This window comes from Burkholderia sp. MSMB1588, from assembly GCF_001546925.1.
In the GTDB taxonomy this organism is placed as follows: domain Bacteria; phylum Pseudomonadota; class Gammaproteobacteria; order Burkholderiales; family Burkholderiaceae; genus Burkholderia; species Burkholderia humptydooensis.
Window position 1 is genome coordinate 546,381 of record NZ_CM003770.1, and the last position, 16,220, is coordinate 562,600.

Here is a 16,220-nt window from a genome sequence, read left to right on the forward strand (position 1 = left end):
CCGCGCGCCGACGGAGAAGCACGCCCGTGCACGACCGCTATCGCCTGATTCTGATCCGCCACGGCCAGACGCCGGACACCGTCGCCGGGCGCTTCTGCGGCGCGCGCGACCCGGCGCTCACGGCGCTCGGGCACCGGATGGCGATCGAGGCGTCGCGGCATCCGGCGCTGCGCGGCGTCGCCGTCGTCGTGACATCGCCGTCGCTGCGCGCGCAACAGACCGCGCGCCACGTCGCCGACGCAAACCGCGTGCCGATCGTCGTCGACGAACGGCTGCGCGAGCTGTCGTTCGGCGCGTGGGAAGGACGCGTGCCAGACGACGTGCGCGACGAGCCCGCGTACCGGCGCTGGGCCGACGATCCGGCGATCCACGCGCCGCCCGGCGGCGAAACCGGTCTCGCGGTGCTCGCGCGCGTGACGTCGGCCGTGCGCGACGCGATCGCCACGTTCGACGACGTCGCGTTCGTCACGCACAAATCGCCGATCCGCCTGCTCGCGTCGTTCTACGGCGCAACGCCGCTATCGCGCTTCAGGCTGATCGCCGGCATCCATGCGTGCTCGGTCTCGCTGATCGTGCGCGACGGCGGCGACGTCGCGCTCGGGCCGCTCGGCGACACGTCGCATCTGTCGCCCGCGTGGCGAGCCGATCCCGATCATGCACGCGCGCCGCCTGACGGCGCGCGCGCTCTCGGCACCGCCGCGCCGCGCGGCGCGACGCCGCCCACCGGAAAGCGCGGCGGGTAGCGCCTTCCCTCACTCTGCAGGAGTCACGCATGTCACGCTCGAAGCGCATCGCCATCATCGCGGGCACCGGACTCGCCCGCGGCCTCGACGCATTCCTCGGCAACCGCGAGACGTTCGAGAACGTGCGGGTCACGTTCGGCCGGCGCAGCGGCACCGTGCTGCATTACACGAAGGGCAGGATCGGCGGCGTCGAAGCGATCGTCCTGCCGCGGCACGGCCCGACGCTCGAGATTCCCGACCGCAGCCCGTCCGAGCTCGTCGCCGAGCTCGGACACGAAGCGCACATCTGGCATCTGCACGAGCTCGGCGTGCAGGCCGTCTACGCGTTCAACTCGGTGGGCTCGCTCGACCTCGATCTGCCGCTCGCCGCCGACAACGTGTTCCTCGCGCCCGACGACTATGCGCGCGGCCTGTCGGGCGTGTCGCACAGCTTCGGCAATCTGGCGAAGGACGTGCATCCGTCGATGCGCGCGCCGTTCGACGCGCGGCTGCGCACGAACTTCGCGCTCGCGGCCGACAAGGCGGGCGCGAAGCTGCTGATGCATGGGCTGTACATCCAGTCGGCCGGCGACGCGTTCGAAAGCGTCGCCGAGGTCGACACGTACCGCCGCGTCTACGCGGGCCACCGCAATCGCGTGCTCGGCATGACGGCGGGCGCGGAACTCGTGCTGTGCCGGCAGATGGGCATCCCATATGCGCTCATCTGCGCGAACTGCAACTGGGCGGAAGGGCTCGATCCGGACCATCCGGTCACGCACCCGTTCGTGCTCGCCGGGATGCAGCCCGCGGCGGCGACGCTTGCGAAGATCGCCGAGGCGGTGCTGCGGATCGAGGCGCAATCGTGAGCGCGCTGCGGGCCGCGTTTGCGCGCGCGCCGCGTTCGCGTTGCCCGCTTCGTTCGGTCGACGCGTTTCGCAGCGGCGGGCGGCTAGCCGCGCAGCGCATCGAAGCGCCGCCGCAGCAGCGCCGCGCGTTCGAGATCCTTGCGCCGCCCGAACAGCCGCAGCATCCGTTCGAGCACGAGCGGCGACGGCACCGGCACCTTCACGTTCGCAATGTCGACGTGCCGCGTCGAATCGACGATGACCTCGCGCCACGCGCGGCCGTCGTTGACTTCGAGGCGGCCCATCACTTCGACGTCGAGCGGCGCGAAGCCGAATCGCGCGAAGCGCGAACGGAAGCGCGCATCGTCGGACGGACGGAAACCGGCGCGACGCGACGCGGCCCAATGCGCGATCGCGGCGTCGGCATCGCGCACGCTCGTCAGCACGTCGACGTCCTTCGGCGCGACGTCGACGCCGTACAGCGCGAGCGCCGCGCTGCCGATCACGCACCACGGATCACGAAACATCGCCGCCATCGCGGGCACCGCCAGCGACAAGGTCTGTTCGAGCGCCGCATCGACGGATGGTCGAACCATGACTCCTCCATGCGCCCGCGAAGCGCGACGGCCTCGCGGCGGGACGCATCGAAATCGCATCGAAATCCTTACTTTAACGATTTTTGGAGGCGAGCATGACAAGAATCGTCATCACGGGCTCTGCCGGCAAGGCCGGCGCGTTCGTCGTGCGCGAATTCGCCGCGCACGGCTACGATACGCTCGGCGTCGACATGAAGGCCACCGTCGCATCGAGCGCGCTCGGGCATCTGCCTTCGATGAAGGCCGACTTGCGCGACCTCGGGCAAGCCGTCGAATCGTTCGACGGCGCGGATGCGATCGTCCATCTCGCGAACGTGTCGCTGCCGGGCCTGTTCCCGCCCGGCAAGACCTTCAGCGACAACGTGACCGTCAATTACAACGTATTCCAGGCCGCGCATGTGCTCGGCATCCGCTCGATCGTCTGGCTGTCCAGCGCCGCGGTCGTGCACGATCTGTTCGATCCGGCCGGCGAGATCGACGTGCCCGTGACCGAACATTCGCCGGTGCGTGCGGGCTCCGCGTACGCGCTGTCGAAGATCGTCACCGAGCAGATCGCCGGCTTCTTTTGCGACGAACGCACGTCGATCGTCGGGCTGCGCGCCCCTGTGATCGAAGACCCGGCCGATTATCCGCACTACACGAAGTATCAACGCGACCCGCAGATGCGCCGCTGGCATCTGTGGTCGTACATCGACGCGCGCGACGTCGCCCGCGCATGCCGCCTCGCTGTCGAAGCGCGGCCGCCCGGCGTGCACAACGTGTTCGTGTCCGCGCCCGACACCGTGATGGCCGAGCCGATCGATGCGCTCTTCGAACTGCGCTTTCCCGGCGCGCCGGTGCCGGGGCGATTGCACGAATGCGGCAGTTTCTTCGCGCCGGAACATGCGAAGCGATTGTTCGGCTTCGAGCCGATCCATTCGTGGCGCGGCGATCGATGAGATGCATGCGAGGTCATCATGGACGCAACGCATTCGAACGGCATCTATTCGCTCGACGGGCAGCGCGTGCTGATCATCGGCGGATCGAGCGGCGTCGGGCTCGCGCTCGCGCGCGAGGCGACGCGGCTGCGTGCGCAGGCGATCATCGTCGGGCGGGATCGCGCGCGGCTCGATCGCGCGGCGGCGATCGTCGGCGCGGACGTGATCGCCGAGGCAGCCGATGTACGCGAGCCGCGCGACGTTCGCAGGCTGGCCGGGCGCGTCGGGCGTATCGATCATCTGTGCGTGAGCGTCGCGCACGACATCGCGCCGCATTCGATCGCGGACGATGTCGAGACGCTGAAACGGCACTGGGACAGCTTGTACTGGTCGTCGATCGTCGTCGTCAAGGAGACGCTCTCGCATCTCGCCGAGACGGGGTCGATCACGTTCGTCACGGGATCGTTGAGCCGCAAGCCGGTGGCGGGGAAATCGCTGTTCACGTCGTCGCAGTGCGCGATCGAAGGGATCGCGCGAGCGCTTGCAGTCGAGCTTGCGCCGCGGCGCGTGAATACCGTGGTTCCAGGGCTGCTCGATACGCCGCTTTGGAACGCGCTCGATCCGGCGCGGCGGGCGGCGTTTTTTGCGGGGCATGCGGCGAAGCTGCCGGGGAGGCAGATCGGGCGGGCAGAGCATGTGGCCGGGGTGGTGATCGCTTGCATGGTGAATGCGTTCGTGACGGGGGCGGCGTTGATCGTCGATGGGGGGGAGCAGGTTGTTTAGGCTTGTGTGGTGTGGCTTCGTGTTGCGTGATGGATGCTCGTTGCGCGGGGTGCGCGGTGGAGCGGACGTTGGTGCGGCGAGAAGCTTCGCAAGGAATCTTCGCCCCGTGACCGCGCTCACCCTGTTGTGCGACCTGGACAGCACGCTCATCGATACCGACGCGTTGCATCTGAATGCCTATAACGCACTGCGCGCACGCTGCGATCTGACCATCGATATCGATTACTACAAGACGCATGTAACGGGGTTTTCCGACGATCTGATCCTCGGTGGGCTGTCTCCGGGGATGCCAGCGGCGGAATATACCGAGCTGGCGGCGGAGAGGGAGCGGTTGTTTCGCGCGCAGTCGGGCGCGAATCTGACGCCGACGGCGGGGACGGAAGGTATTCTCGGGTATGCGGAACGGGGCACCGCGAAGACTGCCGTCGTGACGAATGCGCCGCGCGAGAATGCGACGATGATACTGAACGCGCTGGGGCTCGCGGAGCGGTTCGGCAGGCTTGTGACTGGTGGCAAGCTCGAGCACGGGATGGCGCATCCGTTGCCTTATTTGACGGCGCTTGAATTGCTCGGGGCAAAGGCGGAAAACGCGGTGGCGTTCGAGGATTTGGCTTCGGGGCATGCTCGGCGAGTTCGGCGATGATTTTTACGTTCGGGGATGCCTATCTGCATAAAAAATGACCCTGCTTATCAACGACAGGTTGATTTCCTTCGTAACAATATAGGGCGTTCCGGATGACAAATTCCAAGTTCATCTATCCCGGCAGCTCGCCGAAGAGTGGATCCGAAACCCTCTTCACGACCGGGAAGACACCTGCGAGGCGAGAGATTGAGTTTGAATCATTAGATTTCCTCAGATGCACTTATCCGGACATAAAATCCCTCCATTGCAGGCACGAGCAGCTTCAAATTCAATCCGCCGCAATCAGTCACGAATGCCTAATATCCAGCACTTCATATTTCGATGGATCAAATTTCTCAGCAATATCCTTGAATGGCTTTCCACAATTAATAAAAGTGATTCTCTTCAACAAAGGATGACTAGCGATCGCCTCAGCGTTTCTAATTTTTTTGCTGTTGACGATGAAGAGATCAGCAAGGCTGGGCATCGACAAAAAAACAGAGCAATCGATCTCGGATTTGATGCCATTCAGCAACAGAGATCTCAACTTTACGTACTTCGACAATCCATCAAGGCCAAAATTATTCCCTGAAAGGATGACGCCAACCTCCTCGATACCATCAGGAAGGTTTTCCTCCAACTTGATGTCCCCCGCATCGGAAACAACGACGGTCTTCAACGTATTGTCAACAGCGATTCCATTCAAGAGATTTCCATTTTTTGACAAATCGAAACCCAAGTAATCGAGCTTAAGATTATTGACACGAAATTCCAGCAATTTTTCCCGACAAGATTCTGAACCGAATTCATTCTGAAATTCGATGAATTTCAATCCACCAATTGACTCGACCCCATCCCATCTCGCCTCAAAGTCGACGCTGCTCTTTGGATTCGTCAACAGCAGCGTTTCCAGCTCCTTGGGGAGACAATCGACCTCGATATCTGCTAGCATAGAGACAGGAATTTGAAGAAAACGCAAACTCCGTAGCCTTCTCACAAAATCCGGAATTTTTTTCTTGTCCGATTTCCTTGCCGGAATCAACCGAAGAATTTCCGTCTCGTCGATAACGTCTTCTACCTTGTCCCACGGCACCACCACTGCACCGTCTTCCTCGAACACGCTGCATTCCTTCTTGCTCCCCACGCAAAAATATCCTCTTGGTCGATTGGCGGTGGTGAGTTTTATCGTATCAAATGGACTTCTCATCATTGGGTACACGTTAAGTTTCCTTCTTACAAGTTCTTCTTCGTTTAGAAGCAGACACACCATGTTTCTTGATCAGGTTTTCCGCATGTTTAACTTTCTTTTCTGCCTGGATTCTCTTACTCATGTCATTCAACATATTTGCACTTCCGAGCCGCGCCACCTGCTTGTCCAATTCCCTTTGCTCGTAATATCTCAAGATGTTGTTTCTGTCGCTCGCGGTTGTCGCGCTTCCCAGGTTGACAGAGATAAATTGCACCTTCGCATCGGACTGCTCAAGTAGATACTGAGCATTCGCATGCGTCAAGTCCGAGATTCGCGAAGACATCCCTTGCGCACGTATTCCCGCAGAGCCGACGTACGACTTTCCCCCAGCCGTAATGATGTAAATGCCGGGCGTATCAGGTAACGTCGGCGGAGCCTTGACCAATCCCAGCGGATCGATCCACTGAATCGAATTCGGTGCGAACTGGTATGGATCGATCCCGCCATCGAGGCCGATTGGGTCTTGCGATATGAAGCCGCCGGTGTCCGGATCGAAGTACCGATGCCGGTTGTAATGCAGTCTCGACTCTTCATCGAAGTACTGCCCCTGAAGCCGCAATGGCTGATCGAAATTCTGTTCGGTATCGCATGTCTCCCATACGATCCGTCCGAACGCATCGGTCATGCGTGTGGGCGCACCGTTCAGTTCATGATGATAAAAATACGTGAGCTTGCCCGCCGATAGCGCGGATTGAGCGACGGCGAACGGCTTGAATGTTCCCGGATAGCAGATCCATTCGCGATCTCCGCCATCATTCGTGGCCTCCCTCGCTAATGCATCTCCATCCCAGAAGAAACGGCTGGCGTGCGATGACCCTTCCGGTTGCGTCTGAGAATACTTTCCAACTCTTCGATGAAAAGCGTCATATGCGTACTGAGCGTGAATGTGCGAAATGCCTTCTGCCGTCCGCCGTGTTGCGACCGTTTCAATCAGCAACCCGTCGCCATCCCACGACAACTGCAAATCCTGTGTGTCATCGCGCTTGTGCACCAGGTTGCCCGCGTGATCGAACGTGTAGGAACTGCCGTCGAATTCGCCGTTACGAGTACCTACCAAATTGGTTATTCGATCGTGCAAGAAGCGATGCAGCTTGCTAGCAGGATCGATGTGACGCGTGACATGCCCCACCGGATCATATTCAAAGCGCTCGACGCCGAATCTTGAATCACGCAGCTCGATCAGTTCGCCATTCGGGCCATACTCATACTCGCTCGAAAACAACACGCTCGTACCCGATAGCAGCGCCTGCTTCGCGAGCCTTCCATCTGCACCATAAATCAATTCGCGCTTCTGATCGGCGCTGAGCTTTTCGAGCGTGATTTGTCCGAATGCATTGCGCTCGAGCGTAATCGATGCGTCATCGTCAATCTGGATCGACGTGACCATGTCGAGCGCGTCATATCGATGACGCACGACGTGCACCGCTGTTTGTCCATGCGCGCGCAGTTCGGTTCGTCGTTCGATGCGATTGCCCGATGCGTCGTAAGCAAAGGCGATCGTGAAATCGTCGCCCTGCCTTTCTTCAATGACTCGGCCTTCTATATCGTATCGAATCGCGACTCGACAGTCGGGATTCTCAGCCAGCACAAGACTACCGCTCTGATCGTATTCGAAGGACTCGATACGCATTCCACCGGGCTGCCGCGGATCCGGCACGCACTTTCTGACAATGCGGCCAAGCACGTCGCTGTCATAGTCGATCGCCCGCGCCAGCGGATCGATGCTGCGTCGAAGCTCGCCTGCGGGCCCATATTCATAGCGTCGCGATTGGCCCCAATAATCGATTTCTTCGATGACACGGCCCAACGCGTCACGCTTCAGCCCATGCCGTTCGCCGCGTTCGTTCACCACACCGATGAGTTGTTCCTCGGAATCGTATTGGTATTCAACGGCATGTTCATTGGGTGCCGTTCGCTTGATCACGTCACCCAGCGCCGAATATTCCAGTTGCGTCACATTCCCCGCGGAATCGCGAAAACGCATGAGGTTGTCATCTGCATCGTAAGTGCAGTGAAGTTCTCGTCCTCCCGGCTCGATCGCGCTCATCAAATTGCCGTTTCGATCGTATTCGTAACTGCTCACTTGTCCGAGCGAGTTGACGATCTGAACGAGATTCCCGCGCACATCGTGCACATAGCGAGTGCGATTGCCGAGCGCGTCGATTAAGACCGCGAAGTTTCCATATCGGTCATACTCGAAGTGTGTGATCTCACCACGCGGACCTGTGTGCGAAACGAGTTGCCCGAAGATATCGTACTCATATCGCGACGTTGATTGCGAAGGCGTAATGCGTGTAAGCAGATTGCCGTGCTCGTCCCACTCGTAGCGCCATTGTCGGGAAACAGGCGCGATCACGCACACCGGCCTGTCGTCTTCATCGTATTCCGTACACGTCATGCTGCCGTCCGGCAGTGTGTGCGTGAGCAAATTTCCGTGCGCATCATATTCCCAAGCCGTCGTCCGCCCCGCCGGATCGATCACCGCACTCGCACGCCCCTGCGCGTCATACCGATACCCGGTCACGCCGCCTAGCGGATCGATTTCAGCAACAGGCATCCCGCGCTCGTTCATCTGCGTGATCGTCGTATGCCCGAGCGAATTGGTGACGCGCGTCTCCATCCGCGCACGATCGTAGACGAACCGATAATCGAACAAGCCGTTATCGCCCCAAGCATGATCGACGCGCCACACGCCGTCGTCGTCCTGCTGATAGCTGTAGTAGAACGACACGCCCCGCGCGCTCGTGTGGCTCACCATCCGATGCCCGACCGCATATTCGAAATGATGCGGATGCGCCATCGCGTCGATCGCCGCAGCCAGATTACGCTCGCGGTCATGCTCGTAGCTCACGAGCGGATGTGCGTTTCCGCCCGCATCGATCAACGTCAGCGACGTCAACAACCCGGCGTGCGGCCCCCTGCCCGTACCGCATTCGACCAGACGCTCCGTCTGCCCGTCGCGCTTCCATTCGACGAGACGCACGAGCCCGCCATACATGTCGCGCTCGAACACCCACGCATTGCCGTTGAGATCGGCCATGCGATCGATCGGCAGCGTGAGTCGAGAATCGTCGCCATCGAGCGCCGCGACTGAATCCCTCCAACGGGAAGGCAGCACGAATCCGTATTCGATCCCCTCGCGCGTGCGCAGCACCATCCGCCCATCGTCGCCATACAACGCATGTCCATGCTGCCAGTCATAGGTGCGCGCCGGCCAGCCGTCATCCGCCGGCACCACGTTGAATGCGGTCGCATGATCCGGAAAATGCGCGACCGCGCCGATCCCGTCTTCGTTGCGCATCAGCTCGAGCCGGATATCGGCCGGCGTCTGCCAGCCGAAGCCCACCGCGCCCGGATGGCGATCCTGACTCGCGTAATAGCGATCCCACACGAGCGGCAAGCGGCCTGACACGGTGAAGTCGTTCTGCTGCACGACCACTTCGCCCGTCGTCACGTCGACCGGCTCCGCTTTCAGCACCGTGCATCTCAAAAATCCCGACTTCAGATGCAGCTTGTCCGCGAGGTTCTTCGCCCACTTCGATCCCTGAAACGCCTTGAACATCCCCTTGGCGGCCGCCGCCATGTTCATCACGGGCGGCCCGCCGACGAGCACCGGACGGCCGACAGGAATCGGCAACATCACCGAACTCGGCATCGACTCATGCGTGCGCGTCGTATGCGCGCCGTTGTGCGGCGGCGGCTCGATCCCCTCGGCCCAGCAGCTCATCGCGGGCAGCGCCAGGAACGACATCGGATCGTTGTTCGCGAGCACGGTCCGGCTGCCCATGTACGATTCGGCGTCGTCGGACGGCAGCGGGTCGGGCGGCGCGAACGTTTCGCCCAGCGGGAAGTGCAGCCCCGGCACATGAAACGAATGCGTGCCCGCCGTCGCGCGCATCAGCCCGTTCACGAAGATCGGCCTGCCTGCGGCGGCCCCCATTCCGACGCCCGCGCCCACCGCGCCCGCCACGTCGCCCTTGATCGACGACACGTCGCGATTGAGCTTCAGCGCCTTCGCGACCCACGGATCGCTCGTGGCCTGCTTCTTCTGGTCCTTGAGCGAATTGAGCGCATCGGTCAGTTTCTTGCGGTCGTCGGGATGGTCCTTCAGGTAATCCAGCACCGCGTCTTCGGCGATCGTCATCGCAATGCTGCCGATCACTCCCTTCGCGGCCGCAATGTATTCCCGCAGATCGAGCATGAAGCCGATATGCGGATGCGGCAGGAACACCGGAGGCAGCCCCGGCGTGACGATCACCGAATGCACGTCGATCCCGACGACGGGGTCCATGTGCTTGACGGCCGGCAGCGCCACGATGTCCGCTCCCCGCTCGCGCTCAGCGTCCGCCGCGCAGCGCCGCGACCTTGTCGCTCAGTTCGCTGCGGCGCCGGTCGAATGCGCCGACCTGTTTGACCATCCACTCGACGACGAGCCTCAAGTTGCTGCTGACGCGCATCGATTCGTCGATCAGCAGCCCCGCGTCGAGCGCGTTGAAGCCCGCCTCCAGCGCATGCTCGCGCTCTCCCGCCTTCTCCCAGCACACGGCGCTCATCCGCCACGCCTCGACGGTCATCAACGCGTCCCGCGCGGCGGCCATCGACGCCGCCGCGCGCTCGTAGCAGTAAGCCGCCGACGCGAACGCCTTGTGCGTCAGATGCACGCTCGCCTCGCCGAACAGCCCGTTCGCGACGAGCTTGTGCCCCGCCGGATGCCCTGCGCCAACCGCGCGCCCGCCGCTTTCAGTCGCCTGCCGATACGCATCGAGCGCGCGCTCGTGGTCGCGCCACTTCAGATACGCGGCGCCCGCGATCAGATGCACGACCACGCACTGATCGAACCACTGCTCGCGTTCGGCGATCTGCAACGCCGCCGTGCGCAATCGTTCGAGCCGCGCCGGATTGCCGTCGCCGATCGTCTCGCTCAGTTCGACGAACAAACGCCTGAACTCGCCGCTCGGCCCGCGCTCGCCGGATTCCGCGAGCAATTCGCGCGGCACGCTCGCCATCGCGTAGCATCCCTTTACGATGTGCACCGTGCTCGAATGTCGCTGTTGCAACGGCTTGAACGGCTCGGCATCGGTGCGCGGCAACACGAATCGCACGCGCGCGCCGAGTCTCGGCGACGATTCGACGACGTCGAGCAGTTCGCCGAGCCAACGCGCGAGCGCCGCGTCGTCGCGAACCTGCGCGGGTTGCAATGCGAACACCATCGCCGGGAAGATGTCCGGATGGTGCTGCATCAAGCTGTCGGCCACGGTCAGGAAACGCAGGATCGGATGCCCGCCGTCGTCGCGCGGCGGCTGCCAATCCGCAAGCAGCCCTTGCGCGTTCGACGCATCGCGCCGGCTGTCGTAGAACCGGATGAGCTCGTCGGTCAGCGCCGGCGCGTAACGCGCGCCGTCGAAGAAATCCGAACGCATCACGATCACCGCGCTCGATATCTCCTCCTGCGTCTGGAAATAGAGCTGCACGAGCTGCGCGTCGGCTTCGTTCGTCTGCCAGATCATCAGCCTCGCGGCGCGATCCTTCGCAAAGCCCTGCCAATCCGTGTGCGCATCCATGAACCTGCGCTCCACGGGGTTCGTGGGTTGCCAGTTCTGCATGATCCTCGCGCCCCGTCAGGGGTTCAGTTTCAGTATCGTGCCTTCCACCGTGTGCTCGCCCGTCGCCGACGACGTCACCGTCTTGCCGCGCACGCTGTGGCTTCCGCTGGCGCTCGATTCCACCGTGACGCCGTTGATCACGATCGTGCCGTCCTTCTTCAGCGTGATGCTCGCATCGCCGCAAACAAGTGCGATTTCATCGCCCGCGCCGACATGCACGTTGTTCTTCACGCTCATCGTGTGGCTCGCGCCGACGTTCACCGATTGCGAATCACCGACGTTGAGCACGTGCGCGTTCTTGATCGTCGACGTTCGCGAGCCGATCTCCTCGGCGTGATGCTCGATGACGGCGGTCTTCATGCTTTTCGAATTCGTCTGGTAGTGCTTGGTGACGTTCAGCGTCTTGCCCTCTCCGATCGATTCGGTCTTGTCTTTCGTCACTGTCTCCACGTGATTGCCGCCGATCGTCGCTTCTCGATTCGCGCCGATGGTCACGGTTTCGTCTTTTCCGACCTGCCGCGTGCGATTGCCGACGACGCCATGCGTCTCGTTCCCGCCGATCTGCGCGACGCGATGCTTCCCGATGTTCACTGTCTCGTTCTGCCCGACACTCCTTTGCCGGTTGTTCGCGACGCTCATCGTCTCGTTGTTGCCGACCGAATGCGAATGATCGTGGCCCACCGACAGCGTGTGGTCCTGCTCGGTCTCCGCGTCGAAGTTGCGCTCCGCATGCATCCACAACTGTTCCGCGCCCTTCTTGTCCTCGAAGCGAAATGCGTTCGAATGCTCGGCCGTGCCGCCCGGCGACGAGCGCGAGAGCAGCCCGCTTTGCGTCGCGCTGCCGGGCAGCCCCCACGGCGGCATCTTCTCGCCGTTGTACACGCGCCCCGTCACGATCGGCTGATCGGGGTCGCCGTTCAGGAAATCCACCACCACCTCATCGCCGATGCGCGGTATCTGCACGCCGCCGAAGCCGCCGCCTGCCCACGGGCTCGACACGCGCACCCAGCACGACGAGTTCTGGTCGCTCTGCCCGTAGCGGTCCCAACGAAATTGCAGCTTCACGCGCCCGTACTGGTCCGTCCAGATTTCCTCGCCCTTCGGGCCGACGACGGTCGCCGTCTGCGGGCCGTTCGTGCGCGGCCGCGGCGTCGCGCGCGGCGAGCGGTACGGCAGGCTCGACGGCTGCACGAGCACCTGCGATTCGTGCGCGACCGCTTCGTTGCCGCTGTCGGTCGCGTAGGCGTTCTCCTGAAACCGATACTGGCAGCGCACGATCAGGTATTCGCGGTTCTGGTCGGCGCGCGGGCAGTGTTCGAGCGTGAACAGATAGCCGGGTGCGATCCCGCGCACGTCGGTGCGCGCGAGCGCGCGCTCGTGCTCGGCCTGCTGCTCCTCGAGCCGCACGCGGCTGTAATGCGCGCCCGGCTCGTCGTCGCGATAGCCGCCGGGCCATTCGAACGACGCGAAGCTGTCGTGATCGTGGCCGCGCGGATCGATCTTCTGCGCGGACAGATCCGCGCGCGGCTTCGTGTAGTCGTAGTCGCTCGTCTCGTGCTTGCCGATGCTCACCTCCTGCGCGGGCAGCCAGCTATCGATGTGCTCTTCGTCGGCGATCGCGGTGCGGTCGCGCGCGATGAATGGAATATGCTCGTAGCCGGGCAGCGCGACGTGCGACGCCATCGCGTCGCACAGCATCAGCGTGTGCGTTTGCGCCGCATGCCTGAAGTAGTAGTAGATCCCTTCGAACTCCATCAGCCGCGACACGAACGCCGCGTCGGTTTCGTTGTACTGCACGCAGTATTCGCGCGGCGTGTACGTCTCGGTCAGATGGTTTTCGATCGGGAAACCATACGTGCCGAGCACGTCCTGCACGATCTCCGGCACCGTCTTGTTCTGGAAGATCCGGCAATCGGAGCGGCGCGTCGCGAGCCACAACCACGGGCGCACGATCAACTGGTAGCCGTAGTGCCGCTCCGCGCGCCGCCCGACGAGCGACGCGCGCGCGACGATGCCGTTCAGATAGCGCGCCGATTCGTCCTGCTGCCGGATGCGCACCGTCACCGGCTTGCCGAGCAGCTCCTTCAGCGACAGGCTGTGATTGTCGGCGAGCGCTTCGATCCGGAAGTCGAACATTCGCCCGAGCGCTTCCTCGCCGTAGAGCTGGTGAAACTTCAGGTCGTCTCCGTGCAGGCTGTCGAGTGTGAACACGCGGGTCACGTCGCGCCCTCCTCTTCGAATCGATAAACAAACTGGCCGTCGTCGGCGCTCACGTCGATCGCCCGCAGCGCGCGCCCCTCGATCGTCGCGCGCAGGATCTCCTGACTGATGCGCGGCAGCACCGTGTGCGTGAGAATCGCGTCGACCATCCGGCCGCCGGATTCGATCGTCCGGCAGCGCTCGACGATCAGCGCGGTCGCCGAATCCGCGCAGCGCAGCGCGATGCCGTGATGCGCTTCGATGCGGCGCTCGATGCGGTCGAGCTGCAATGCGACGATCCGCGCGAGCATCTCGTCGGTGAGCGGGTAGTACGGGACGACCGTCAGGCGTCCCAACAATGCGGCGGGGAACACGTCGCGCAGCGGCGCGCGCAGCGCGTCGGTCAGCGTCTGCGCATCGGGCGGGCGCTGCGGATCGCGGCACAACTGCATCACGCGCTCGGAGCCGACGTTCGACGTGAGGATGATCACCGTGTTGCGAAAGTCGATGTAGCGCCCTTCGCCGTCTTCCATCCAGCCCTTGTCGAACACCTGGAAGAAGATCTCGTGCATGTCGCGGTGCGCCTTCTCGATCTCGTCGAGCAGCACGACGCTGTACGGCCGCCGCCGCACCGCCTCGGTCAGCACGCCGCCCTGTCCGTAGCCGACGTAGCCGGGCGGCGCGCCCTTCAGCGTCGACACCGTATGCGCCTCCTGAAACTCGCTCATGTTGATCGTGATCGCGTTGTGCTCGCCGCCGTACAGCGTCTCGGCGAGCGCGAGCGCGGTCTCGGTCTTGCCGACGCCGGACGGCCCGCACAGCAGGAACACGCCGTGCGGCTTCGCCGGATCGTCGAGCCGCGCGCGCGCGGTCTGAATGCGTTGCGCGATCAGCTCGACCGCATGCCGCTGGCCGACGACGCGCTCGGCGAGCGTATCGGCCAGCTTCAGCACCGATTGCATCTCGTCGCGCACCATCCCGCCGAGCGGAATGCCGGTCCAGTCGGACACGACGGCCGCCACCGCGTGCGTGTCGACCGCGGGCAGCACGAGCGGCGTCTCGCCTTGCAAATCGGCGAGCTCGCTCAATGCAGTCGAAAGCTTTGCCTGCGCATCCGCGCGATCCGTTGCATCGAGCGCGCGCGACGGATCGTCCGCGAGCAGCGAAGTCCTCCAGTCGACAATCTTGCCGAGCGCATCGCGCTCCGCCTGCCAGCGCGCATCGAGCGCATCGAGCGCCGCCTGTTCGCTCGCGATCGATGCGTCGATCGCATCGAGCCGCGGCGCATCGCCCGCGCCGAGCGCGCACTCGCGCGCGACGAGCTCGCGCTCGACGCGCAGGCTGTCGATCCGGCGCCGCGCATCCTCGATCGGCGCGGGCACCGCATGCTGGCTCACCGCGACGCGCGCGCACGCGGTGTCGAGCAGGCTGATCGCCTTGTCGGGCAACTGCCGCGCGGGAATATAGCGATGCGACAGCGTGACGGCCGCCCGCAGCGCATCGTCGAGCACCAGCACGCGGTGGTGCGCTTCGAGTTTCGCGGCGAGCCCGCGCAGCATCGTCAGCGCCGCGTCCTCCTCCGGCTCGCGCACCTGCACGAGCTGGAAGCGCCGCGTGAGCGCCGGGTCCTTCTCGATGTATTGCTTGTACTCGGACCACGTCGTCGCGCCGATCGTGCGCAGCAAGCCGCGCGCGAGCGCCGGCTTCAGCAGGTTCGCCGCGTCGCCCGTGCCCGCCGCGCCGCCCGCGCCGACGAGCGTGTGCACTTCGTCGATGAACAGAATGACGGGCCGCTCGCTCGAGCTCGCCTCGTCGATCACGCCGCGCAGGCGGCTCTCGAATTCGCCTTTCACGCTCGCGCCCGCCTGCAGCAAGCCGATGTCGAGCAGATACAGCTCGACGTCGCGCAGCGGCGGCGGCACGTCGCCCGCGACGATGCGCAGCGCGAAGCCTTCGGCCACCGCGGTCTTGCCGACGCCCGCTTCGCCGACGAGCAGCGGATTGTTCTGCCGGCGCCGCAGCAGGATGTCGACGATCTGGCGAATCTCGCCGTCGCGGCCGACCACCGGATCGATCTCGCCCGCGCGCGCCCGCGCGGTCAGGTCCACCGCGTAGCGCGCGAGCGCCGAGCCTTCGCGCGCGGCGGACGATGCGCTGCCCGCCGCGCCCGCCGATGCGCGCGCCGCCGGCGGCGGCGCTTCCGGCGAACCTTCGACGATCTGCTCGAGCTCGTCGGCGAGCACGTCCGGCACGATCCGCTCGAAGTCGCGCGCGATCGCATACAGCACGTTGCGCAGTTGCGTCGTCTTCAAGATCGCGAGCAGCAGCACCGCGCTTCGGATTTGCGTCGCGTCGTACTTGAGCGTTGCGTACACCCATGCGCGTTCGACCGCATCGTCGATGTGCGCGGACAGATCGGACACCGAGCCGGCGCCGCGCGGCAGCCGCTCGAGCGCCGACACGATCCCGCGATCCACCGCCGCCGTGTCGATGTCGAAGCGGCGCAGGATGCGGTGCACGTCGCTGTCCGGGCGCTGGAGCATCGGATTCAGCCAGTGCACGAGCTCGACGTACGGATTGCCGCGCAGCCGGCAGAAGCCCGTCGCCTGCTCCAGCGTCTCGTAGAGAAAAGCGTTCAGTTTTCCGAACAAGGTCACTCGGCCGATATCGGACATGGCGATTCC

10 protein-coding genes and 1 pseudogene are annotated in these 16,220 nt (G+C 63.7%); 5 read left to right on the forward strand and 6 right to left on the reverse strand.

Annotation, left to right across the window (positions count from 1 at the left end; genetic code table 11):
- The first annotated feature begins 26 nt into the window (after window positions 1-26).
- Window positions 27-743 carry a histidine phosphatase family protein gene (locus WS92_RS02265; RefSeq protein WP_059934438.1) on the forward strand — a complete coding sequence of 239 codons (717 nt, stop codon included), beginning with the start codon at window positions 27-29 and terminating at the stop codon, window positions 741-743.
- A gap of 29 nt (window positions 744-772) precedes the next feature.
- Complete coding sequence (locus tag WS92_RS02270; protein ID WP_015603091.1) at window positions 773-1,588, forward strand: phosphorylase family protein; 816 nt, start codon at window positions 773-775, stop codon at window positions 1,586-1,588.
- An 83-nt stretch (window positions 1,589-1,671) separates the two neighbouring features.
- Here the strand turns inward: WS92_RS02270 and WS92_RS02275 are convergent, their stop codons facing one another.
- Entirely contained in the window at window positions 1,672-2,163 is a 492-nt protein-coding gene (locus WS92_RS02275; RefSeq protein ID WP_059934439.1) for a nucleotidyltransferase family protein, read from the reverse strand.
- Window positions 2,164-2,258: 95 nt separating this feature from the next.
- On the opposite strand from WS92_RS02275, the gene WS92_RS02280 reads away from it, so the two are divergent.
- The 3 genes and pseudogenes from WS92_RS02280 to WS92_RS02290 form a co-directional block, all read left to right on the forward strand.
- Complete coding sequence (locus WS92_RS02280) at window positions 2,259-3,101, forward strand: NAD-dependent epimerase/dehydratase family protein (protein ID WP_059934537.1); 843 nt, start codon at window positions 2,259-2,261, stop codon at window positions 3,099-3,101.
- An 18-nt stretch (window positions 3,102-3,119) separates the two neighbouring features.
- Window positions 3,120-3,863, forward strand: a complete 744-nt coding sequence (locus tag WS92_RS02285) for an SDR family oxidoreductase (protein WP_006028191.1) — start codon at window positions 3,120-3,122, stop codon at window positions 3,861-3,863.
- 106 nt (window positions 3,864-3,969) lie between these two features.
- Window positions 3,970-4,482 (forward strand): annotated as a pseudogene (locus WS92_RS02290) (HAD family hydrolase); the annotation flags it as partial.
- Between the two features lie 310 nt (window positions 4,483-4,792).
- On the opposite strand, the gene WS92_RS02295 reads toward WS92_RS02290, so the two are convergent.
- Genes WS92_RS02295 through tssH form a run of 5 tightly spaced genes read right to left on the reverse strand, consistent with a single transcriptional unit; the run spans window position 4,793 to window position 16,211 of the window.
- Complete coding sequence (locus WS92_RS02295; protein WP_141667952.1) at window positions 4,793-5,704, reverse strand: hypothetical protein; 912 nt, start codon at window positions 5,702-5,704, stop codon at window positions 4,793-4,795.
- Window position 5,705: 1 nt separating this feature from the next.
- Window positions 5,706-10,049: an RHS repeat-associated core domain-containing protein gene (locus tag WS92_RS02300; RefSeq protein ID WP_082744039.1), complete on the reverse strand. Its 4,344-nt coding sequence runs from the start codon at window positions 10,047-10,049 to the stop codon at window positions 5,706-5,708.
- A 22-nt stretch (window positions 10,050-10,071) separates the two neighbouring features.
- On the reverse strand, window positions 10,072-11,337 hold the full coding sequence (locus WS92_RS02305) for a hypothetical protein (RefSeq protein WP_041862010.1): 1,266 nt from the start codon (window positions 11,335-11,337) through the stop codon (window positions 10,072-10,074).
- A 15-nt stretch (window positions 11,338-11,352) separates the two neighbouring features.
- On the reverse strand, window positions 11,353-13,557 hold the full coding sequence (gene tssI / locus WS92_RS02310; protein WP_009915939.1) for a type VI secretion system Vgr family protein: 2,205 nt from the start codon (window positions 13,555-13,557) through the stop codon (window positions 11,353-11,355).
- Window positions 13,554-16,211 (reverse strand): type VI secretion system ATPase TssH, encoded by a 2,658-nt coding sequence (tssH, locus tag WS92_RS02315; RefSeq protein ID WP_059934441.1) that lies wholly within the window; start codon window positions 16,209-16,211, stop codon window positions 13,554-13,556. Before tssH ends, tssI begins: the two co-directional genes overlap by 4 nt.
- Window positions 16,212-16,220: the final 9 nt, after the last annotated feature.